The following is a 22,224-nucleotide window of genomic DNA, read 5'->3' as shown; positions in this document are numbered from 1 at the left end:
TCGCCCGCTACGGGCACGGACGGAGGTTCATCTTCTGCAGGATGGAGAGGGCTCGGGACGGGCACAGGGTGACGGCGTGGCGCGCCTGTGCGGCGCTCTGGTCGTCGGGATGATCGGTCAGCAGGGCCACAATGCCGTCGTCGTCCTGGTCGAAGACGGCCGGCTCAGTCAGGACGTACTGGCCGGAGCCGACGCAGACCCCGGTGTCCGCTTTGATCCGCATCATGTCCGCCTCACCAGGTGACCGGGAGTTCGTGAACGCCGTAGATGACGGCGTCCGTCTTGAACGGCAGGTCCTCGACCGGTGCGGCGAGCCGCAGGGTGGGGATGCGGCGGAACAGCGTGTCGAAGACGATCTGCAGTTCCATCCGGGCCAGGTTCTGGCCGAGGCACTGGTGCGGGCCGAATCCGAAGGCGAGGTGGTGGCGGGCCCCGCGCTCGACATCCAGTTCGGCCGGATCCTTGAACACCGCCGGGTCCCAGTTGGCCGACAGGCCGGAGACGATGACGCCCTCGCCGGCCTTGATGATCACCCCGCCGATCTCCACGTCTTCGGTGGCCACCCGGGCGGTGACCCCGTCGGCGATGGAGAAGAAGCGCAGCAGTTCCTCCACGGCCATGGGCGTCCTGCCCGAGTCGGCCTTGACCAAGGCCAGTTGCTCGGGATGGGAGAGCAGCCCGACCACGCCGAGCGAGATCATGTTCGCCGTGGTCTCGTGTCCGGCGGTCAGCAGCAGGAAGGCCAGGCTCACCAGGCCCGCGCGGTCGAGGGCGCCCTCCTGGCGTTGCCGGGCGATCTGCCGGCCGAACAGGTCGTCGCCGGGTTCGGACTCCTTGCGGGTGACCAGGTCGTCGATGTAGGCGCGCAGTTCGGCGAAGGCTCGCCGGCGGTCTTCCAGCGAGGTCCGGCGCACCAACATGGTGGTGCGGCTTTGGAAAAAGTCGTGGGCGGGGTAGGGGACGCCGAGCAGTTCGCAGATCACCAGTGAGGGCACCGGCAGGGACAGCGCCTGCACCAGGTCGACCGGCCGCTGGTCGGCGGCGAGCATGTCGTCGATGAAGTGGTCGACGATGTCCTGGATCCGCGGGCGCAGCGCGGCCAGCCGCTTCACGGTGAACTCGCCGATCACCGGACGGCGGGCCGCGGAGTGTTCCGCGCCGTCCATGCCGAGCATCAACGGCGGCTGGCTGCGGAGCTGCTGCAGGGTCGCCGCATCGAGGGTGAAGAGCGGAAAGCCGTCCTTGCGCTTGTCGGAGGAGAAGCGGGGGTCGGCGAGAATGGCACGGCCTTCCTCATGCCCGGACACCCACCACGCCTTGCCGCCGCTGGTCAGGCGGATCCTGCTGATCGGCGCCTGCTCGCGCAGTCGCTCGTACTCGGCGGGCGGGGCGAATGGGCAGCCACGCTCGACCGGCAGCTCCAGGTCAGCGAGTTCGCCGGCGATGCTCTTCGTCATGAATGACCTCCCGGTAAAAGATCTGGCTGAATTTGTTCGGGGCTGTTCGGGACTGAAGTCAGACACCGTGCCTGGTCACGTGGCTGTTCCGCCGCCTGTGTTCATCGCAGGGTGAGCGAGGTCGCGGATGCGATGCGGGTCAGCGTGTCGGGGTTGCGAACGTCGTAGAGGCCGGTGATGAGGGCGTCCTCACGAATCCCGCGGCGACGGTGGCGGCACGGCGCGCGCGCAGGCCGCTGGCCAGGCACAGCACGACACCGAGCGTGAGCCAGGTGACCAGGACGATGACGGAGTGGGTGGCGCCGCGGCCGTCGAAGAACGCAGTGGAGCGCAGCAACTGGCCGCCCGCCCCGGGCGGCAGCAGTTGGCCGAGGATGCCGGACCAGCCGGGCAGCATTTCGGGTGCGGTCGCGGTACCTGACAGGGGATTGCCGATGAGCATCATGGCGACGGCGCCGAGACCGAAGCCGACGTACCCGAGCAGCGACTCCAGCCCGAGGATGCTCAGGGAGGTGGCCGCGATGGTCAGGGCGATGGCGCCGCTGTTGCCCCAGTAAGCGCCGGTGAGCGAGCCGAACCAGAACTGCAGGATCGCTGCCACGGCCAGGCCGCCGGTGATCGCGAAGGCGAGCGCTCCGGTGACCCGGCGGGCGGTGCCGCGGACGAGTCTGGTCAGCAGCAGCGCGGCGAGCAGGCCACCCATGGCCAGAGGCAGGGCTCCGGCGGCCAGGCCGGCGCCGCGCGGGTCGTCGGCCGGCAGTGGGATGAGGTCGCGGACGGCGACCGCCGTACGGGTGCCCTGTGCCTGCGCCTGGCTGAGCGCGGTCGCGACGCTGTGCAGGGTCTGAGCGACCGCTGCGCTGGCGGCGGAGGCCATGATGACCTGCGGGGTGCCGGAGCTGACGTCGATCGCCCCGTACACCTCCCGGTCGCGGATCAACCGTTCGGCAGCCGCGGTGTCGGCGACCTCGGCGGTCTCGAAGCCGCCCGGCAGGCGTTGGCCGAGAGCGGTGCTGACTTGCTCGACCGCGGCGGCCGGCCCGGCGACGGCGATCGGCACATCGTGTACCGACGAGCGCACCGACGGCCAGGCGAAGGCGGTGAGCAGCACGGACATGCTCGCCGTGAGCAGGACGACTGCCCTGGCCACCGTCGGCCAGGGTGACGGTGGTGTGTCGGCTGCCAGCGGGGCCTGAACGGCCATATCTACTCCTCGAATACAACGTTTGCGAGGTTTACGTGGTAACGGGCGGGCCGGTACGCACTTGTGCCGATGAGCGGATGCCTTCGCTCGGGATGCTCCGCACTATCGCGATGTCGTGATCATGGCGCGGCGGCTGAAGGATCACTTCAGCGTGAGTGGGGTCTCGAATGCGATGCGGGTCAGCTTTTCAGGGTTGCGGACGTAGTAGAGGCCGGTGATGCGGGCGTCCTCGACACGGATCGCTATGACGCCGTCGATCTCGCCGTCCACGCGGAGAAGGAGTGCCGGGTTGCCGTTGACCACGGTGGACTCGCTGGTGAGCGCGACTTGGGCCTTGCCGAGGCCGCCAACGATCATGCGGGCCACCTTGCCGGCACCGATGATCGGCCGCGGCGCGGCCTGCTTGACGCCGCCGCCGTCGCTCACCAGGACGACCTCAGGGGCGAGCACGTCAAGCAGACTCTGCAGGTCCCTCGTCTCGAGCGCGCGCTGGAACGACTCCACAGCCGCCCGGGCCTGACCCGGGGAGACCACCTCGCGAGGCCGCCGAGCATCGACGTGCCGGCGGGCGCGGTGCGCGATCTGGCGCACGGTCGCCGGGGTCTTGGCGACGGCGGCCGCGATCTCCTCGTAGCCGACATCGAAGACCTCGCGCAGCACGAAGACGGCACGCTCGGTCGGCGACAGCGTCTCCAGGACCAGCATCAACGCCATCGACACACTCTCGGCGAGCTCGACGTCCTCGGCCACGTCGGGCGCGGTGAGCAGCGGCTCGGGCAGCCAGGGACCGACATACGCCTCCTTGCGGCGCTTCATGGTGCGCAGCCGGTCCAGCGAGCGCCGGGTGGCGATCCGCACCAGGTAGGCGCGCTGGTCGTGCACCTGCCCCACGTCGACCTTCACCCACCGCAACCAGGTTTCCTGCAGGACGTCCTCGGCGTCGGCCGCCGATCCGAGCATCTCGTAAGCGACGGTGAACAGCAGGTTGCGGTGAGCGAGGAATGTCTCGGTCGCCTCGGTGGCGCAGTCCATCCGGCCGCCACCAGCCATCGGCTCGGCTGTGCCCGTCGTTGCATCCCTGCGCTCGTTCATACCTGGCTCCTGCCTGTTCACCCGCAACTCCTGCTCCACGCACAAGACGCCGGCTCGCACCGCTGTGTGACACCCCATGCTCGGTGGCGTACATCACATGACCGCGCTGTCACAAAGTTCGGGACGCCGACGCCTCATGGTCGTCAGGACGCCGCGCGAATGATCCGCGCGGCACACAACTCCGCCAGTGATCGCCTTGGCCCCCGTTGAGTGGTGACCGCTCAACTCACCGGGAGCATGCGAACCGACAGGAGCAACACATGAAGCACCGCATCGTCGTCCTCGGCGCCGGCTATGCCGGGGCCTACGTGGCCGGGAACCTGGCCCGCCGGCTGTCCCCGGCGGACACCGAGATCACCGTGGTCAACGCTGAGCCGGACTTCGTCGAGCGGCTACGGCTGCACCAGCTCGCGGCCGGCCAGAAGATCGAGGCTCGGAAGCTCGCCGACGTCTTCGCAGGCACGGGGATACGGCTGCGCCTGGCCCGCGTCACCGCCGTCCACCCCGAGCGCCAGGTCGTCGCCGTGGCCGACGCCGGCGGCGGCCAGCTCGCCTACGACACGCTTGTCTACGCGCTCGGCAGCCACGTCGCCGACTGCGGCGTCCCCGGCGTGGCCGAGCACGCCTTCCACGTCACCGCCCGGCCCTCGGCGCTGCGCCTGCGCGAGCGCCTGGACATCCTGGGCAGGCGGGGCGAAGGCGGGAGGGTGCTGGTCGTCGGCGACGGGTTGACCGGCATCGAGACGGCCACCGAGTTCGCCGAATCCCGGCCCGGCCTGTCGGTGGCGCTGGTCGCCCGCGGCGAGTTGGGCGCCCGGCTGTCCGCCGGGGCCCGCAGCCACCTGCGCCAGGCCTGCGGCCGGCTGGGCATCACCGTCCTGGAGCACACCAGCGTCGAAGCCGTCGAAGCGACGCGGGTGCTGTGCGCCGACGGCACCGCCCTGGCGTCCGACGCAACCGTGTGGACGGCCGGGTTCGCGGTCAACCCCATCGCCGCCGCCAGCGGGCTGGAAGTCACCGAGAACGGTCAGATCGTCGTCGACGGCACCATGCGGTCGGTCTCGCACCCGAACGTCTACGCCGCCGGCGACAGCGCCTACGCCATCGGCGACAACGGCCGGCCGCTGCCGATGTCCTGCGCTTCGGCCGGCTCCACCGGCCGGCAGGCCACGGACGCGATCGTGGGACGCCTGACCGGCCGCAAGATTGCGAAGAGCAAGCTGGACTACCCGGGCAACCACATCAGCCGCGGGCGGCGGGACGGGATCCTGCAGATGGTCGACGACAAAGCGCAAGCAAAGCCGAAGTATGTGGGCGGCCGGAAGGCCGCGCGGATCAAGACGGGCATCCTCAAGATCTCGCTGTGGGGCATCTCGCACCCGACCTTCGGCCTGCCCAAGCGCAAGCGCCGCCTGGCCGCCGCGCCAGATGCGTCCGCCGAGAAGGTGCTCGCGTAGCCGCTTGGGGGGTCCGCGTGGACAGCACCGCCACTGATCGCTTCGACACCAGTCGGTTCGAGGCCGGCCGGACCGGCCGGCCTCGCTGGCGTACCGGCTGATGCCCTGTACCAGCAGCACGGCAGTATCGCCAGCGCCGCAGGCCAGGGCCGGGTCAGCGCCGCGACCATCGCGGACTACGCCGAGGCCGCCGCTGCGGTCCTGACCACCGACGGCCACCTCGGAGCCGTGTACGAACTCGGCGGTGCGGTCGGTACCGGCGTACCACTGGGAGCTTCGGTGCATGGACACCACACCAACGTTCTATTCCGATAATTGGAACTTAAATCGATTTGATGGAACTTGCGGCGAGACTAGCCCATCCCTCACACCGCAGGGGAGGGGTGATTGAGGGCAACTTTCGTTTCTTGAAACGATGGTCTAACCTTCGGAACATGCCTAAGTTGGTGAGGCCGGTCGACGCGAGCAGCGATGCCGAGCAGAAGCTTGTCGGCTCCGATCGGGTGCTGGCGGTGCTGGCCGAACTGGCCCGTCACTCGGACGGGATCGGTCTGGAGGAGATGGCCCGCGCAGTGGACAGCCCCAAGCCGACCGTTCACCGCGCGCTGGCCGCACTCCGGCGGGCCGGGTTCGCCGCCCAGAACGGCCACGGCCACTACGTGCTGGGAGATGAGTTCCTGCGCCTGGCCTTCGCCCACCACGAGGCGCGGCCCGACCATGTCCGCGTCACCCCGATCCTCAAGGCGCTGTGCGACCGTTACGGCGAGACCGTGCACTACGCCGTTCTGGACGGCGCCTCGGTCGTCTACCGCTCCAAGCTCGACCCGCCTGCCGGCGCGGTGCGGCTGACTTCCGTCGTCGGAGGCCGCAACCCGGCCCATTGCACAGGTGTCGGCAAGGTGCTGCTCGCCCATACCCTGCCCGACGAGGAGGCGGTGCGCGCCTGGGTGGGCGACCGGACGCTGGAACAGCCGACCGAGCGCTCCATCGGCACCGTCGAGGAGTTGCACGCCGAGCTGGAACGCATCCGCCGGCGGGGTTACGCCGTCGACGACCGGGAGAACGAGCCGAGTGTCAACTGCATCGCGGTGCCGGCCTATTTGACCTCGCCCACGGTTCCCAGCGGCGCGATCAGCGTCAGCGGCCTGGCCTACCGCACGCCGGTGGACAAACTCATCGACGACCTGCCGGCCATCCTCGCGATCGTCTCCGGCCAGGACGATCTGTGATCAGGCGCCTGACCGCGACCCCAGCCTCAGAAGACCGTTACGAGCTCGGCGAGGGTCCGGTGTGGGATGCCGCCCGAGGTCGTCTGCGTTGGGTGGACATCGTCGCGGGCGTTGTGCACGAAGGCCTGCTGGACGCGGAGACCGGCCGGGTCACCGCTGTCGGACGACACACCTTCAACTCCACGGTGGGGGCGGTCGCCGTCGCCGCGGACGGCACGATGATCGTGGCCGAGCAAGCGACGCTCACCCGCCTCGACCTGGACGGCCGCCGTACCGAGCTGGCCCGGGTGCTGCCCCTGGGCGTGCGCAGCCGGCTCAACGACGGCGCCGTCGATCCCGCGGGCCGGTTCCTGGTCGGCAGCCTGGCCCAGGACGGGCGCAAGGGGCAGGAGGTGCTGGCCCGCCTGGACGAGACCGGGCTGACCTATCTCGACACTGACCTGGTGCTCTCCAACGGCCTGGCCTGGATCGGCGACCGGCTCTACAGCGTCGACACCCTGCCGGGCATCGTCTGGGTACGCGACTACGACGCGGCCACCGGCAAGACCGGCCCGCGGCGGGAGGCGTTCGTCATCACTGACGGCAAGCCCGACGGGATATGCGCCGACGCCGACGGCAACCTGTGGATCGCCAACTGGGGGCTCGGTCGCGTGGAGTGCCGCACCCGCACGGGTGAGCTCCTGACCGTCGTCGAGGTCGACGCGCCGCACACCTCCTGTCCCGCCTTCGCCGGCCCGGACCTCGACACCCTGGTCATCACCACGGCCACCCAGGGGCTCTCCTCGGACGACCTGGCCGCCCATCCCGACTCGGGCCGCCTGTTCACCGCACGAGTGCATGCGCGCGGCCTGCCGATGCCCTACTGGAACCCCTTCTGACCCTGGAGAAATCCCCTTGTATCTCATGCGCATCGGCGCGCCCGGCGCCGAAAAGCCCGTCGTCCGCCTCGACGAGACCCACTACGTCGACGTCTCCGACCTCACGCCCGACTTCGACGAGCGCTTCTTCGGCGCGGGCGGCACGGCGCTGCTGGCCGGACCGGTCGCCGACCGCGTCGACCGGGGCGAGGTGCACGCCTTCGCCGGCGAGCGCGTCGGAGCCCCGATCGCTCGCCCGCATCAGATCCTGTGCATCGGCCTCAACTACAGCGACCACGCCGCGGAGACCGGGCAGGCCGTCCCCGGCGAGCCGATCCTGTTCACCAAGTCGCCCAACACGCTCATCGGCCCGTACGACGAAGTGCGAATCCCGCGCGGCGCGACCAAGACCGACTGGGAGGTGGAGCTGGGCATCGTGATCGGCCGCCGCACCTCCTACCTGGACGCGATCGAGGAGGCCGCGGACGCGATCGCCGGCTACTGCGTGGTCAACGACGTCAGCGAGCGCGCCTTCCAGATGGAGCGCGGCGGCCAGTGGAGCAAGGGCAAGTCCGCCGAGACCTTCAACCCCGCCGGGCCGTGGCTGGTCACCCCGGACGAGATCCCCGACGTGCGCGACCTCGGCATGTGGCTGGACGTCAACGGGGTCCGCCGCCAGACCGGCACCACCAAGACGATGATCTTCGACCCGTACGTCATCGTGCACCACCTGAGCCAGTTCATGGTGCTGGAGCCGGGCGACCTGATCAACACCGGTACACCGCCCGGCGTCGGTATGGGCTTCAAGCCGCCGATCTGGCTCCAGCCGGGCGACGTGATGGAGCTCGGTATCGACGGGCTCGGCCGCCAGCGGCAGACCGTCGTGGGACCGCGCTAGTGCGCGCGCTGGTCCTCACCGGCCCGGGCAAGGCCGAGGTCCAGGAGGTCGAGCCGCCCGTGGCGGGTCCTGGGCAGGTGGTCGTGGGCATCGAGCGGGCCGGGGTGTGCGGCACCGATGTGGAGCTGTTCACCGGTGAGATGAGCTACCTGCACACCGGCCGCTCCTGGTATCCGCTGCGCCCCGGCCACGAGTGGTGCGGCACGGTGACGGCGGTCGGCGACGGCGTCGATGCGGCCTGGCTCGGCCGCCGCGTCACCGGCGACACCATGCTCGGCTGCGGCCGCTGCGACCGCTGCCGCAAGGGCCGCCACCACGTGTGCGCCGATCTGGCCGAGATCGGCATCAGCCGCGGCCGCGCCGGGGCGCTGGCCGAACAGCTGGCCGTGCCGGCATCGGCCCTGCACGCGCTGCCGGACACGGTGGACGCCGCCTCTGGCGCGCTCGTCGAGCCGGGTGGCAACGCCCTGCGCTCCGTGCACGCCGCCGGCCTGGAGCCGGGCGAGCGGCTGCTGGTCCTGGGCACGGGCACGATCGGCCTGCTGGTGGCGCTGTTCGCGCGAGCTCGCGGAGCCGAGGTCCATCTGATGGGCCGCGACGAGGACGGCCTACGGCTAGCCCGTCGCCTCGGCTTCGACGACGCCTGGACGCGGCCGTCCCTGCCGGCGCTGCCGTGGGACGCCGTCGTGGACGCCTCCAACGCGCCGCACCTCCCGGCACTCGCGCTGGAGTTGGTGGAGCCGGCCGGACGGGTGGTCTACATCGGCCTGGCCGGCACCCCGAGCACCCTCGACGCCCGTGACCTGCTGCTCAAGGACGTCACAGCAGTGGGTATCCTGGGTGGCTCGGCCGGTTTGCCGGGAGCCATCGCGGCCTACGCCGACGGGTCGGTCGACGCCCGCCCGCTCGTGGCCGCCACAGTGGGCCTGGCCGAGACCATGGACGTCCTGGCCGGAGACCGCCCTGCCGGCGCCGGGCCGGGCCCTAAGATCCACATAGACCCGCGGCGCTGAACCGCCCGTGAAGAGAGCCATGAACCTGATCAAGCCACCGGATCCCGCCGTCCTGGCGGCGGTGGAGAACGCCGTTCCCGGGATCGCCCGCACGAGGGTGAGCGACCGGCTCGGCATGGCGCACGACGCCTCGCACTACCTGCTCACCCCGCAAGCGGTCCTGGTGCCCGAGAGCGCCGAGCAGGTGGCGGCGCTGATGCGGGCCGGCCTGCCGCTCACCTTCCGCTCCGGCGGCACCAGCCTGAGCGGGCAGGGGGTCAGCGAGCACCTGCTGGTCGACACCCGGCGGCACTTCCGCGGCATCGAGGTCCTCGACGACGGCGCGCGCGTGCGGGTGCAGCCCGGGGCGGTGCTGCGGCAGGTCAACGCCCGGCTCGCGCCCCACGGCCGCAGGCTGGGCCCGGACCCGGCCAGCGAGTCGGCCTGCACGATCGGCGGCGTCGTGGCCAACAACTCCAGCGGCATGACCTGCGGCACCCACGCCAACACCTATCAGACGCTGGAGTCGATGACCCTCGTGCTGCCCAGCGGCACCGTCCTCGACACCGCCGCTCCCGACGCCGACGCGCGCCTGCGCGCCCTGGAACCCGAACTCGCCTCCGGTCTGGAACGGCTGCGCGACCGGATCAGGCGCGACACCGACTCGGTCCGCCGCATCACCGCCCAGTTCTCGATCAAGAACACCATGGGCTACGGCCTCAACAGCTTCCTCGACCACGACTCCCCCGCCCAGATCCTCGCCCACCTGGTCATCGGCAGCGAGGGCACCCTGGGATTCGTCGCCGAAGCGGTCCTGCGCACGGTCCCGGCCCACCGCCTGGCCGCCACCGGGCTGCTCGTCTTCCCCACCCTGCGTCAGGCGATGGCGGCCATGCCCGACCTGGTCGCCGTCGGCCCCGCCGCGATCGAGCTGCTGGACGCCGAATCCCTGCGCGTGGCCCAGACCGACCCCAAGGCCGACGACGTGCTCCGCACGCTCGGCGTACGGGATCACGCGGCGCTGCTGGTGGAGTGGCAGGAAACCGACCCCGCCGTCCTCGGCGAGCGCGAGCGTGCCGCCGAGGAGCTGTTCAGCGCGCTGGCCCTGGCGGCTGCGGCCCGGCTCAGCAGGGAGGCACGCGGCCGGGCCGCGTTGTGGCACATCCGCAAGGGCCTGTACGCCTCCGTCGCCGGCGCCCGCCCCAGCGGCACCACCGCCCTCCTGGAGGACGTCGCCGTCCCCGTGCCGGCCCTGGCCGACCTGTGCGACGACCTGACGGCCCTGTTCGCCAAGCACCGCTACGAGCGCAGCGTCGTCTTCGGCCACGCCAAGGACGGCAACCTGCACTTCATGCTCAACGAACGCTTCGACACCGGCCTGCGGCGCTACGCCGACTTCACCGAGGACATGGTCGAGGCAGTCCTCGCCCGGGGCGGCACGCTCAAGGCCGAGCACGGCACCGGCCGCGTCATGGCCCCCTTCGTCCGCCGCCAGTACGGCGACGAACTGTACGAGGTGATGCGCGAGGTCAAACGCCTGTGCGACCCGGCAGGGACGCTCAACCCCGGCGTCGTCCTCACCGACGATCCGAAGGCGCACCTGCGCGACCTCAAGACCGTCGTCACCGTCGAGCCCGAGGTCGACCGGTGCGTGGAATGCGGCTACTGCGAACCGGTCTGCCCCAGCCGCGACCTGACCACCACACCACGCCAGCGCATCGTGCTCCGCCGCGAACTCGCCGCCGCCCGCGAGGCCGGTGACCACGTCCTCGCCCACGAACTCGAAGCCGAGTACGGCTACGACGCCGTGGACACCTGCGCCGTGGACGGCATGTGCGCCACCGCCTGCCCTGTCGGCATCAACACCGGCGACCTGACCAAACGCCTGCGCGCCGAACGCCACGGCCGCCTGGCTCAGAAGGGCTGGAAGACAGCTGCCAAGCACTGGACCGGGATGACCAGAGCTCTTGACCTGGCACTGGACATGGCGAAGGCGGCCCCGCCCAGCCTCCCGGAGGCCGCCAGCCGCGCGGCCCGAGCCGTCACCGGTCCCGAGGCCGTTCCGCAGTGGACCCGGGACCTGCCGAAGGGTGGGAAGCGCCGCCGGCCGGACCCGGCGCGGAACCCGGACGCCGTGTATGTCCCGTCCTGCCTGAACACGCTGTTCGCCCCCGCCGACGGCGGCCCCGGCGTGATGACGGCGTTCACCCGCCTGGCCGAGCGCGCTGGCGTGCGGCTGCACATCCCAGAGGGGATCGGCGGCCTGTGCTGCGGCACGCCCTGGTCGTCCAAGGGCTACACCGACGGCCACGAGACCATGGCCCGCCGCGTCTACACGCTCCTCGCAGCAGCAGCCGACGGCGGCCGTATCCCTATCGTCAGCGACGCCGCCTCCTGCACCGAGGGATTCCACCGGCTGGCCGCCTCGGCGGGAGAAGGACCCGGCGCCGTTCTTCAGGTGCTCGACGCGGTTGCCTTCACCGCCAAGGAGCTCCTGCCCCGCCTGACCGTGCACCGCCGCCTGCGCTCCCTGGCCCTGCACCCCACCTGCTCCTCCACCCGGCTCGGCCTGGACGCCGCCATGACCCGCATCGCCGAAGCGGTCGCCGAGCGGGTCGTCGTCCCGGACGGATGGCAGTGCTGCGCCTTCGCCGGCGACCGCGGCTTGCTCCGCCCGGAGCTCACCGCCTCGGCCACCCGTGCCGAAGCTGCCGCCGTGTCGGCCGGGAACTTCGCGGCGCACGCCTCGCTCAACCGCACCTGCGAGCTCGGCCTCACCCGCGCCACCGGCCGGCCGTACCACCACCTCCTCGAACTCCTCGACCAGGCCACCACCTGAGAAGAAGCTCACCACGGCAGCGTCGATGAACAGCAAGCGTGCGCGCTACGAAGGGTGCCTGCAACGCGCCCTTCGACCAGGAGACGCTGACACTCGCGCCGGGGCTGCTGGCGAACCAGATCGGCCCCCGGGAAGGCGCCCCGTGGTGGATCGGCGTCTACGACACTCGCCGCTGATCGCCGATCGCGGATGGGGAGTCAGCCGGCGCCATCGGTGACAGCGGATGGCCTTCTCTCGTCGAGCTGATCAGCCTTGAGGTGCCTCGATCACGAACCGGTCATGGGCCCCGAGATCGGGGCATGCGATCGCCGACGAGACGTGGGCCGATCCCGAGCAGCAGGCGATCGACATCCTGGAGTGGGAGCGGCTCGATCAGTGGGTGACCGGCCTGGAGTGCGCCATCAGCGAGATGCTGCGCCGGCGCTACGGGCTGGTCGACGGGCGGGAGCACACGCTGACGGAGGTCGGCGAACGCACAATGGCCACCGCAGCGTGACCGGCGTTTCTCTTTGACGGTGTGCGGCCTCCGTGTCCCGTTCCGCCGGGCGCCGGTGCGGAGTTTCCCACCAGTCAGGGCTGAAAGTCCTTTTTGGAAACCCCTCGGGCCGGGCGTCGCAATGCGTGCCTCCGGCCCGCTGGACCCGCCGTAGGGGTGGATCAAAGCCCAGGTGCGGCCGCGACGTCACGATGGGTCAGTCGTCGTGGGCGATGAGCATGAGCTGCCGCCATAGCAGCACCACGAATACCGCGGAGCCGGCGAAGGCGAACCAGAAGGGCGCCGCCACGCCGAAGCGGGCGGCCAGGACACCGCCGATCAACGAGCCGACCACCAGACCGGCGTAGACGCAGATGGTGTTGACGCTGCCCACCCGACCCTGGAGTTCGCGCGGGACCGCGCGCTGGCGGACGGTGACCGAGGTCGTGCCCCATATGAACGCGTGCGCGCCGAAGGCCAGGAAGATGCCCCCGGCGACCCATGGCGAATGGGTCAGGGCCAGGCCCAGGTGGGTGAACGTTTCGATGATGAGTCCGATCCGCATCAGGGCACCGAGGCTCATCCTGCGGGTGATGGCCCCGTACAGGCCGGTGCCGATCAAGCCGCCGATCCCGCCGATGGTGGTCATCAGGCCGAAGCCCATGGCGCCGAGGCCGAGCTGCTCCTGGGTGTAGAGGACGAGAACCGACCAGGCCGCGCCGAACGTGAAGTTGAAGATCAGGATTGTGAGCGCCAGGGTGCGGACCGCCGCGTGCTGGATGGTCCAGGTGAACCCGGCGATGAGTTCCCGTACGGTGCCGGGCTTGGGGTCGTCGGCCTGTCGGCCGTGCGGCGGCAGCGTGATCCGGGCGATCAGGACGATCCCCGCCACCACCAGGAGCAGCTGGCCCGCGAACGGCCAGGTAAAGCCCAGGCCGAACAGTGCCGCGCCGATCGGCGGCCCGGCGAGCTGATTGAGCGTGATGAATCCCGTGCCCAGACGGGCGTTGGCGATGACGAGATCGTCCTTGCTGACCATCATGGGCGTCAGCGTGGCCGTCGCGTTGTCGGCGAACACCTCGGCGATGGACCGGAGCGTGAGCGCCACCAGCGCCGTCGCCACGGTCACGGTGCCGGTCACCATGAGCGCGACGAGCGCCGCCAGCACCACGGCCCGCACCGCGTTCGCGACGAGCACGATTCTGCGCCGGTTGTACCGATCCGACAGCACTCCCGCATACAGGCTGAACAGCAGCGGCGGCGCCCAGCCCACCAAGGCCGACAGCGAAATCAGCAGCGGGTCGCGGGTCAACGTCGCAATCAGCAGGGGGCCCGCGGCGGCCGCGACCCCGTCACCGAGATTTGTCAGCCAGCTGGAGGCCAGCAACCACCGGAATCCTGTCCCTAGCCGGGCAGGTAGAACTCGCTCCACCACTGTGATCACGAGCGTAAAACCATACGTTTTGCGGGAATCCACGGCAACGCGTTTTCCGTCTACGCCCTATGTGGTGAGGAGGGTCGCTGCGACCGCGCTCACTCGCGGCGACCTGGGCCAGCGGGCCAGACATCGTCCAGGGCCACCTTTGAAGACCTCCTGCGGACATGGGGCACCATCGATCATCCCCGTGCCTGGATGCGCCGGGTCGCCGAACGCAAGCTGATTCGCGCCAAGGACCGGGGACCGACGAAAAGCCTGATAAGCGCCACTACCTGTTTTGTCGGAGTGAGCACGTAGCCTGCGTCGGTGTTCATGGGCGAGAGACAGCGAGAATCGATCCCGGCCGACGCGAGAACCCTGCTGTGGATCCGCGTGCTCAACCAGCTCGGCTCCTACGCCCTGGCCTTCCTCGCGGTGCTCACCGGTCCGGAGCTGGCGCCGGCCGCTTTGGCGAGCTTCGGGATCGCCGCCCTCGTCTCGCGCTGGGCAGGCGCCTTCCTGCTGGACCGGCTGCCGCCGCGGACCGTGCTGGCCCTCGGCCTCGGGCTGACCGGGCTGTCCCTGCTCGTCCTCGCCGCCGCCCGCACACCGCCATACGTGCTGGGCGCGGTCGTCCTCGTGGGCCTGGCCTTCGAGCTGTACGAGCCCGCTACCCAGGAATTCCTCGCGCGGGCCGCCACCGGAGCACGACGGCAGCACGTGTACGCGCTGCTCGGAGTCTCCCTGTCGGCGGCCGGAGCGGTGGCGGGTCTGCTCGCCGCGGTCCTGCTGCCACTGGGCGTGCGCTGGCTGGTGATCGCGGATGCGGTGACCTGCCTGGCAGCGGCCGGAATCGCCGTCCGGTTCCTGCCCAGAGGGGAGGAGCGCGCCGCGGGTGCCGCGACGAGACGGCGCTGGCGCCCGCCTCTTCCCTTGCTCCGGCTGACGCTGGCCGGCACGGTGTTCGCGGTGGGCAGCCTGGCCGTGATGATGTTCCTGCCCCTGGCACTGCTCGAACGCGGCGCTCCCGCCTGGGCACCCGGACTCACCCTCGCCGGCGCGGCCCTGCTCGGCCCGCTGGCGTTGTGGGCGACCGGGCGACATCTTGAGAGCCGCGGGCACGGGATCGTACTGGGCGGCGGAGTGGTCCTGCTCGGCCTGCTCGCCCTGGCCATGGCCATCTCAGACCAAGTCTGGCTGACCGCTGCGGCCTATCTCGGGTCCACCGCGGCCAACGGGTTACTGCTCGGACGCTGGCAGGCGCTCGTCGCCGACGCCGCCCCCGAACCCGACCGCCCCCGCTGGTTCGCCTTCCACGGTTCCTCCTGGGGCATCGCCCAGCCCGTGGTCCCGGGCCTGGTCGCGGTGTTCGGCTCCATCGCCGGCAGCACAGGTGCGGGCGCGTTCTGGACGGCCGCCCTCGCATTCCTCGCGGTGCCCCTATTCCTCAGCTACCCCTGATGCAGGCCACCAGCAGGTCGAGCGAGGCCGATGCCCGCGCACCAACAGCGCTCGTACGAGCCGCCGCTGCTCGCAGACATGCTCGAACATCGGCAGGCTGAACGCGAACAGCGCCGAGGACGCCAGGAAGAAGCTGAGGTTTCCCGCGGCGTATCCCGGCGATCAAAGCAGGGCTTCGGCGGTAATGGGCAGCCCGCGGATGCGGCGGCCGGTGGCGTGGAAGACGGCGTTGGCGATGGCGGGTGCCACACCGATGTGAACCACTTCGCCGAGGCCTTTGACGCCGATGGGGTTCGCCTCGCGGTCCTCGCCGTCCAGATAGATCGCCCGAACGTCCGGGACGTCGGCGTTGACCGGGACGAGGTAGTCGGCGAGGTTGGCGTTGACGATCCTGCCGTCGCGGTGGTCGGTGACCGTGTGCTCCAGCAGGGCCGTGCCGATGCCGCCCACCATGCCGCCGAGCGCCTGGCTGTCGGCGAGCTTGGGACTGATGATCCGTCCCGCGTCGTAGACGCCGAGCATCCGCCGGACCCGGACCAGGCCGAGGCGGTGGTCCACGGCGACCTCGGCGAACGTCGCGCCGTAGGCGTACATGGAGAGCCGGGGCTCCCCCGGAGTGAAGGAGCCGAGCGCTTCGAGGCGGGTGCGGTTGTTGCGGGCCAGGAGCTGCTGGTACGTCTCACCGCGCGCGGGGTCGTGCTTGACGTGCAGCCGGCCGTCGGTGACCGCGACGTCGCCGGCCTCGACGCCGTGCAGCGGCGATCGCTCGTCGGCGACGGCCAGCTCGATCGCCTGGCGCCGCAGCTTGTCGCAGCCGTCCTGGACGGCGGACCCGACGCTCGCCATGGTCTGCGAGCCGCCGTGCGCCGGTGTCGGCGGCATGGTGGAGTCGCCGAGCCGGAACGTCACGGCCCGTACGGTCAGCCCGAGGGCGTCGGCGGCGACCTGGGTCATGGAGGTGTACGTGCCGGGGCCCATGTCGCTGGTCGCCGCCTCGACCAGAGCAATGCCACGTGCGTCGAGCACGACCCGAGCTTGGGCCGGGTTCCGCCGGGTGGTGTGGACGCCGGCGGCCATGCCCATGCCGATCAGCCAGTCGCCGTCGCGGGTGGAGCGCGGTTTGGGGGCGCGCCGGTCCCATCCGAACTCGCGGGCGCCGACGGTGTAGCACTCGCGCAGCCGCCGGGTGGAAAACGGCGTTCCGTTCGACTCGTCCTCGGCCGGTTCGTTGCGGCGGCGCAGCTCGATCGGGTCGATGTCCAATGCGTGGGCGAGTTCGTCCATCGCTGACTCGATGGCGAAGGCCGCCGTGGCGTGACCGGGGCCGCGCATGTAGAGCGGGGTGTTCACATCCAGCGGCACGGTCCGGTACGTCTGGCGGATGTGGGGCATGCTGTAGAGCATCTGCCCCGCCGCCAGGACGCCCTCCTCGAAGTTCTCGTACGACGAGGTCTCTGCCTTGATGTCGTGGACCATCGCGGTCAGCCGGCCGCGACGGTCGCTGCCCAGGCGAAGGTGGTATTCGTACGCGGGCCGGTATCCCGTCCCTGAGTACAGCTGCTTACGGGTGAGGACGAGCTTGACGGGACGGCCCATCTCGCGCGCGGCGAGGGCCGCGATGGTGACGTGCGGCCAGGCCCGCAGGCCGCTGCCGAACGCCCCGCCCACGAACGGCGAGATGACCCGCACCGCGTGCTGCTCGATGCCGAACACGGCGGCGAGTTCCTTCTGCGTGCCCACAACCCACTGGGTCTTGTCCCAGACCGTGAGCCGGTTGCCGTCCCAACGGGCGATGGTGGCGTGCGGCTCCATCGCGTTGTGGTGGTTGCGGGCGGTGCGGTACGTCATCTCCAGCCGTACCGCGGCAGACCGCATGGCCTGGTCGGCGTCGCCGCGCGCGTAGGTCACGGGGGCGTTCGCGGGAGTGCCGGTCAGGTCCGTCGATGGTTTCTCGGCGTCGTAGCGGACCTCGACCAGGCTTGCGCCGTGCTGAGCCGCCTCCGGCGTCGTGGCCACCACGACCGCGACCGGCTGCCCGTGGAAGAGGACTTTGTCGTCCTGGAAGACGTGCAGCCGCTCCCCGCCTTCCGGGTTGTTCGAGCTCGGGTTGGCTCTGTAGGCCAGCTTGGGCGCGTTGCGGTGGCTGATCACCTTCAGGACACCGGACACGGCCAGGGCCGCTCGAGCATCGATGCCGGTGATCCGTCCCCGTGCGACGGTGCTGCCGACGATGGCGGCGTGAACGACCCCGTTGGTGGGGTGGTCGGCGGCGTACTTTGCTTGTCCGGTCACTTTCGGGCGCCCGTCCACCCGGGACAGCGGCGCCCCGACGGCTTGCCGGCTCACGCGGTGCCTCCCACGATGCGCAGCTGGCGTTCGACGGTGCGCTTCAGCAGTGCGATCTTGAACTTGTTATGGGTGAGCGGACGAGCCCCGGCGGCCGCCTGCTGGGCCGCCTCGGCCCACAGCGCCTCCGACGGCCGTTCGCCGATGAGGCGGCGCTCGACGGCGGGCAGCTTCCACGGCACGGTGCCGACGCCTCCGGCGGCCACCTTCGCCTCGCGGATCACACCGCCGCGCACGTGCAGTGCGACCGCCGCCGAGGTCAGCGCGAACTGATACGACTGCCGGTCGCTCACCTTCAGGTATCCGGACCTGAGCGGGCGCGGCAGGGCGGGAATCTCGACAGCGGTGATCAGCTCGCCTGGCCGCACGGACTGTTCCCGCTGCGGTGTGCTGCCGGGCGGCAGCAGGAAGTCGGCGAGGGCGACGCTGCGCTGCCCGTCCGGGCCCAGCAGGTGGACGCTCGCCTCCAGCGCCGCGAACGCCACGGCGACGTCCGAGGGGTGTGTGGCCACGCAGTGATCGGAAGCACCGAGGATCGCGTGGGTGCGGTTGAACCCGCCCAGCGCCGCACACCCCGAGCCCGGCTCGCGCTTGTTGCAGGCCGCCGTCACGTCGCGGAAGTACGCACACCGGGTGCGCTGCATGATGTTGCCGCCGATGGTGGCCATGTTGCGCAGTTGGGGAGAGGCGCTCAGCTCCAGTGCCTGCGAGATGATGGGGTAGGTGGCGCGCACCTTGGGGTGGGCGGCGGCCTCGGCCATCCGTACCAATGCGCCGATGCGCAGGCCCCCGCGCGCGGTGGCGGTGACGTCGCGCAGCGGAAGCGCGCTGATGTCGACCAGCGTGGAGGGACGCTCGACACTCTCGCGCATCAGGTCGACCAGCATGGTGCCGCCGGCGATGTAGCGGCCGCCACGACGCCCGGCGGCGAGCGCGCCGGCGATGTCGGACACTTTGATGTAGGAGAAGGGGTGCATCAGGCCCACCTCGCCGATTGCTCGACCGCCCTGACAACCTGCACATAGCAGCCGCAGCGGCAGATGTTGCCGCTCATCCACTCCCGGATCTCCTCGGGGGAGCCGGTGTGGCCCTCACGGATGCAGCCGATGCCGGACATGATCTGGCCGGGGGTGCAGTAGCCGCACTGGAAGGCGTCCTCGTCGATGAACGCCTGCTGCAGCGGGTGCAGTTGGCCGTCGTCCGCCAGGCCCTCGATAGTGGTGACCTCCGCGCCCGCCAGCCGCACCGCCAGCGTCAGGCAGGCGTTGACCCGGAGGCCGTCGACCAGCACCGTGCACGCCCCGCAGGCGCCGGCATCGCAGCCCTTCTTGGTGCCCGTCAGCCCGAGCTGCTCGCGCAGCAGATCCAGCAGCGACGTCCGGTTGTCGACCGTCGCGGCGTGCTTCTCACCGTTGACCACCAGCGAGACGCGACCGCTGAGCGGCACCTCGGCCGGCTCGGTTCCGAGCGGGGACAGTCCCGGCACCAGATCGCACGCCACGGCCACACCGCCGACAGCCGCCGCCGTCGCCGCCGCCGTCGCGATGAACGTACGCCGAGACACCCTCGACGCGTGCTCCGCCTCGGGCGGAACACGTGAGTCCGGGAGTCCGGAGGACATATGCACCCCTCTCGATTCGGCATACGATCGGCGCTCTCACACGTCGGCGTGCCCCGGGGGCATGCCTGTGTCAGCACTGCGCTGTGCCACGTCACCAAGGAATCCGGTGCCGCGGCGGCCGCCGGTCTCCCCGCCAAGCAGTCGGCGGGAAGAGACGGCCATGCGGATCACGTCCCTCGGCCGCTACCCATAAAACCGCTGGTTAACGGCCTGGGAGAGGGCCTGTTGAGACATGCGCTGACAGCACACCTGCGTGTTCGAGCAAGCGTCGCGCGAGACTGTGTGCTACCGACGTGAGATTTGCCAATTCCGGCCGTCCGCTCAGCAAAAAATCACCCCGCGGTCTGCCTGCGCAGGCCGTTGACGGGCCAACGGCCGCTGACCAGGACGACGTGAGGCCCCTCACGGCCGGTTCGTATCGGAGGCCGCCTTCGGAGGCAGTGGCGGCACGAGCGTGAGCGCGAACGTTCCTACTTGTCGTGCTGCCGGCGCACCATCTCGGTGATCCAGATGGGCGCGAACGGAGACGTGCAGTTCGGGGGAGTCGGGTAGTCCTTGAGCACCTCCAGGCGCTCACCGATGTCGAGTGCACGGGCGCGGTGCTCGGCGTGCTCGATCCCGATCTGAGCCAGGCAGTGGTTCATCGCCCACTGCAGGCGATCCGGGGCGTCTTTCATCTCCGCCTCGATGACGTCGAGCAGTCCTTCGAGGTCGAGGCCCTCGGGCTTCTTCGTCACGCGTTCGGTGGTCAGCGCCCAGCCGGCACTCGCCACCACTGGATCCGGATCGGCGGACCAGGCCAGGCGCAGCTCTTCGGACTGCGGGTGCTTCTTCACCACGTAGTTCACGAGCCAGTCGTGCACCTTGGGAGTGCGCGCCTCGCGCACCATGACGTCCAACTGGTCACGCTCGAACGCCTTCGGGCGGCAGATCAGGATCGCCAGCAGTTTCGCCGCGGTGTCATCGGTCTCCCAGAGCCGGCACGCGAGTTCCTGCTGCGTCTTCAGCCGCTTCGCGAGCGCGCGCAGCTTGCCGAGGTTCACACCGTGATCGTCACCGTGTCTCTCATTCACCTCGCGTATCTTCGGGTCCTCGAGCTCGGCCAGCTCGGCCATCACCTCCGCCACCATCGTCTCGGCCACCTCTGCCTCCTGTCCATCACGTGCGAGATTCACCCTACGGATGTCGGCCTCCCGTCGCGCACGCACGCCGAGGGTCAGGCCGGTGCCGCCGCGCCGGGCCGAGTCAGCCGGTGCGTGGCCAGGAGCGACGTCCATGCCAGGACGAGCGCGATGGCGAGGGCGAAGGCGACATTGGCCACCCGGGAGCCCTGCGACGCGAAGATCGAGATCCAGGCCGCCAGGAAGAGCGCGCCGGTCACCGTACTGAAGGCCGCCCAGCCGCGGCGACCGGCCGCCGCGAATCGCCGGCCGAACACGAAACACGCGGCGATCAGCGCGAGAAAGGCGAGCCCGGCGACGAGGAAGTGCACCATCCCGTGCGTACTCATGCTCGTGGGCGGGCCGAGGGGCGTCCCCGGCGGGAAGCCATCGGCGGGGTCGGCGGAGAAGAAGGCGGCGGCGACCATCCCGGCGCCGAAGACGCCGACCAGCCGCGGCCCCCAGATGTCGCCCCGGCCCGCCGGACCCCGTACCCGGTGCAGGCCGACCGCTCCCGCCACGAACAGCAGGCCGCTGATCGCGAAATTGGCGATCTGGATCCATCCCTGGTCACCGTTGCTCAGCATGCTGGCCGGGTGCCGGCTGATGTCGAACCCGTCCCTGGTGAGCATCTGCAGCAGGACCACGACGATATAGAGCGGGCCGGCGACGATGCCGCACATCAGCAGCGTCCGCGTCGCCCCGCCGGCCGCTGTGGTGGTGAGGTTCTCGGTCATCGGTCTACTCCTCTCATGAGAATGGGACGACCCACCGCGCGGCGGGTCAGCCGTTGCCGTCCCTGCCGGGCCCGGGAGCGAAGTGCTGCACGGCGAACGCGACGGCCGCGGCGATGTCGTCGTCGCCGGTGCCCCAGGCGGCCTGGACCGCGGGCCCCCACGCGTGGCAACCAGCGGTAGCGAACTCCTTCACCTCGGGCGTGTCCCCATAGGTAGCGGGGTCGAACGTGACGCCGCGCAGGAACAGGTCGAGGCCGAGCAGCGTGAGGTCCCAGCCGCCGCCGATGCCGATCGTGGTGTCGGGCCCGTACGTGCGCACCATCTCGTCGACGATCCCGGCGGGCGCGGCATGCTCCAACTCCAGGACGGTCCCGCCGTCGCCGCCGGGCGCGAGGCGCACTTCGACCTCGGTGAGCATGCCCTCCCCCGAGGCCCAGGTCACCTTGATCAGATGGGGCTTCTCACAGCGCAGGATCTCCCCGCCGGCGTTGTCCTTGAGCTGAAAGGTGCCGCCGAGCCGCAGATCGCCCTCGACCGGGGCGAGCCATCGGCTGATCCGGTCGGGGTCGGTGCAGGCGCTCCACACGTCCTCGATCGAGGCGTCGTACGTGCGCCGCAGCAGCAGCGAGCGCCCCGCGCCGGCGGCGACCGCCTGGTTGCCGATCTCCCGGTGGGTGGCGTTGATCTGGTTGACGATGTCGATCATTCGTCTTCTTCCTCCTCGTTGTCCGAGTCGGGCCGCCCCTCCGCGGACGGCGTGTCGTCAAGCGGGTGGCGGCGCTCGCGCCGGGCGCGCGCGACTTCGGAGCCCAGCGCGTCCAGGCGCCGGCTCCAGAACCGGCGCAAGCGCTCCAGCTGGATGCCGACCTCCCGAGTGGTACGGAGCCGACGCCGTACGGGCGCCGGGGTGCGACCGCGCGGCCGAGCACGTCCCGCTCGTGCCCGGGGCAACAATCTCACCCACGACTTATATAAGTCAAGG

General features: G+C 70.6%; 20 protein-coding genes. 8 read left to right on the top strand and 12 right to left on the bottom strand.

Features of this window, described 5'->3' with window-relative positions:
* Positions 1-7: 7 nt before the first annotated feature.
* The 4 genes from EDD27_RS52105 to EDD27_RS52090 form a co-directional block, all read right to left on the bottom strand.
* Entirely contained in the window at positions 8-226 is a 219-nt protein-coding gene (locus EDD27_RS52105; RefSeq protein ID WP_338324739.1) for a ferredoxin, read from the bottom strand.
* Between the two features lie 7 nt (positions 227-233).
* Positions 234-1,457, bottom strand: coding sequence for a cytochrome P450 (locus tag EDD27_RS52100; RefSeq protein ID WP_127940079.1), 1,224 nt, complete (start codon positions 1,455-1,457; stop codon positions 234-236).
* 139 nt (positions 1,458-1,596) lie between these two features.
* Positions 1,597-2,661, bottom strand: coding sequence for a hypothetical protein (locus EDD27_RS52095; protein ID WP_206642042.1), 1,065 nt, complete (start codon positions 2,659-2,661; stop codon positions 1,597-1,599).
* Positions 2,662-2,802: 141 nt separating this feature from the next.
* Positions 2,803-3,753 (bottom strand): RNA polymerase sigma-70 factor, encoded by a 951-nt coding sequence (locus tag EDD27_RS52090; protein WP_127940078.1) that lies wholly within the window; start codon positions 3,751-3,753, stop codon positions 2,803-2,805.
* A gap of 260 nt (positions 3,754-4,013) precedes the next feature.
* On the opposite strand from EDD27_RS52090, the gene EDD27_RS52085 reads away from it, so the two are divergent.
* From EDD27_RS52085 to EDD27_RS55175, 7 genes are all read left to right on the top strand, one after another.
* Positions 4,014-5,210: an NAD(P)/FAD-dependent oxidoreductase gene (locus EDD27_RS52085; RefSeq protein WP_127940077.1), complete on the top strand. Its 1,197-nt coding sequence runs from the start codon at positions 4,014-4,016 to the stop codon at positions 5,208-5,210.
* Between the two features lie 434 nt (positions 5,211-5,644).
* Positions 5,645-6,439 carry an IclR family transcriptional regulator gene (locus EDD27_RS52080; protein WP_127940076.1) on the top strand — a complete coding sequence of 265 codons (795 nt, stop codon included), beginning with the start codon at positions 5,645-5,647 and terminating at the stop codon, positions 6,437-6,439.
* The gene (locus EDD27_RS52075; RefSeq protein ID WP_127940075.1) at positions 6,436-7,317 is read left to right on the top strand and encodes an SMP-30/gluconolactonase/LRE family protein; all 882 of its coding nucleotides are present in this window, start codon (positions 6,436-6,438) and stop codon (positions 7,315-7,317) included. The genes EDD27_RS52080 and EDD27_RS52075 overlap by 4 nt, the downstream gene beginning before the upstream one ends.
* Before the next feature lie 16 nt (positions 7,318-7,333).
* Complete coding sequence (locus EDD27_RS52070) at positions 7,334-8,194, top strand: fumarylacetoacetate hydrolase family protein (protein ID WP_127940074.1); 861 nt, start codon at positions 7,334-7,336, stop codon at positions 8,192-8,194.
* The gene (locus EDD27_RS52065) at positions 8,194-9,207 is read left to right on the top strand and encodes a zinc-dependent alcohol dehydrogenase (protein ID WP_127940073.1); all 1,014 of its coding nucleotides are present in this window, start codon (positions 8,194-8,196) and stop codon (positions 9,205-9,207) included. The genes EDD27_RS52070 and EDD27_RS52065 overlap by 1 nt, the downstream gene beginning before the upstream one ends.
* A gap of 19 nt (positions 9,208-9,226) precedes the next feature.
* Complete coding sequence (locus tag EDD27_RS52060; protein ID WP_127940072.1) at positions 9,227-12,025, top strand: FAD-binding and (Fe-S)-binding domain-containing protein; 2,799 nt, start codon at positions 9,227-9,229, stop codon at positions 12,023-12,025.
* A 38-nt stretch (positions 12,026-12,063) separates the two neighbouring features.
* Positions 12,064-12,201 carry a hypothetical protein gene (locus tag EDD27_RS55175; protein ID WP_164904162.1) on the top strand — a complete coding sequence of 46 codons (138 nt, stop codon included), beginning with the start codon at positions 12,064-12,066 and terminating at the stop codon, positions 12,199-12,201.
* Between the two features lie 516 nt (positions 12,202-12,717).
* Here the strand turns inward: EDD27_RS55175 and EDD27_RS52050 are convergent.
* The gene (locus EDD27_RS52050) at positions 12,718-13,944 is read right to left on the bottom strand and encodes an MFS transporter (protein ID WP_127940071.1); all 1,227 of its coding nucleotides are present in this window, start codon (positions 13,942-13,944) and stop codon (positions 12,718-12,720) included.
* Between the two features lie 306 nt (positions 13,945-14,250).
* Here EDD27_RS52050 and EDD27_RS52045 point away from each other — a divergent pair, with 306 nt between their 5' ends.
* Positions 14,251-15,378 (top strand): MFS transporter, encoded by a 1,128-nt coding sequence (locus EDD27_RS52045; protein WP_241564947.1) that lies wholly within the window; start codon positions 14,251-14,253, stop codon positions 15,376-15,378.
* 162 nt (positions 15,379-15,540) lie between these two features.
* Here the strand turns inward: EDD27_RS52045 and EDD27_RS52040 are convergent, their stop codons facing one another.
* The 7 genes from EDD27_RS52040 to EDD27_RS56160 all read right to left on the bottom strand — a co-directional run bounded on the left by EDD27_RS52040 (position 15,541) and on the right by EDD27_RS56160 (position 22,202).
* Positions 15,541-17,724, bottom strand: a complete 2,184-nt coding sequence (locus EDD27_RS52040) for a xanthine dehydrogenase family protein molybdopterin-binding subunit (RefSeq protein ID WP_206642041.1) — start codon at positions 17,722-17,724, stop codon at positions 15,541-15,543.
* The gene (locus EDD27_RS52035; protein WP_127940069.1) at positions 17,721-18,701 is read right to left on the bottom strand and encodes an FAD binding domain-containing protein; all 981 of its coding nucleotides are present in this window, start codon (positions 18,699-18,701) and stop codon (positions 17,721-17,723) included. The genes EDD27_RS52040 and EDD27_RS52035 overlap by 4 nt, the downstream gene beginning before the upstream one ends.
* Positions 18,701-19,201 carry a (2Fe-2S)-binding protein gene (locus tag EDD27_RS52030; RefSeq protein ID WP_421917395.1) on the bottom strand — a complete coding sequence of 167 codons (501 nt, stop codon included), beginning with the start codon at positions 19,199-19,201 and terminating at the stop codon, positions 18,701-18,703. Before EDD27_RS52030 ends, EDD27_RS52035 begins: the two co-directional genes overlap by 1 nt.
* A gap of 614 nt (positions 19,202-19,815) precedes the next feature.
* On the bottom strand, positions 19,816-20,487 hold the full coding sequence (locus EDD27_RS52025; protein WP_241564719.1) for a DNA alkylation repair protein: 672 nt from the start codon (positions 20,485-20,487) through the stop codon (positions 19,816-19,818).
* Positions 20,488-20,561: 74 nt separating this feature from the next.
* A complete protein-coding gene (locus EDD27_RS52020; RefSeq protein WP_127940067.1) occupies positions 20,562-21,242 on the bottom strand; it encodes a DUF998 domain-containing protein in 681 nt (226 codons plus the stop codon).
* Positions 21,243-21,288: 46 nt separating this feature from the next.
* The gene (locus EDD27_RS52015; protein WP_127940066.1) at positions 21,289-21,948 is read right to left on the bottom strand and encodes an SRPBCC family protein; all 660 of its coding nucleotides are present in this window, start codon (positions 21,946-21,948) and stop codon (positions 21,289-21,291) included.
* Positions 21,945-22,202, bottom strand: coding sequence for a hypothetical protein (locus tag EDD27_RS56160; protein ID WP_206642040.1), 258 nt, complete (start codon positions 22,200-22,202; stop codon positions 21,945-21,947). The genes EDD27_RS52015 and EDD27_RS56160 overlap by 4 nt, the downstream gene beginning before the upstream one ends.
* Positions 22,203-22,224: the final 22 nt, after the last annotated feature.

The sequence above is a fragment of the Nonomuraea polychroma genome (assembly GCF_004011505.1).
GTDB classification, from domain to species: domain Bacteria; phylum Actinomycetota; class Actinomycetes; order Streptosporangiales; family Streptosporangiaceae; genus Nonomuraea; species Nonomuraea polychroma.
This window is presented reverse-complemented; position numbering and strand designations above follow the sequence as displayed.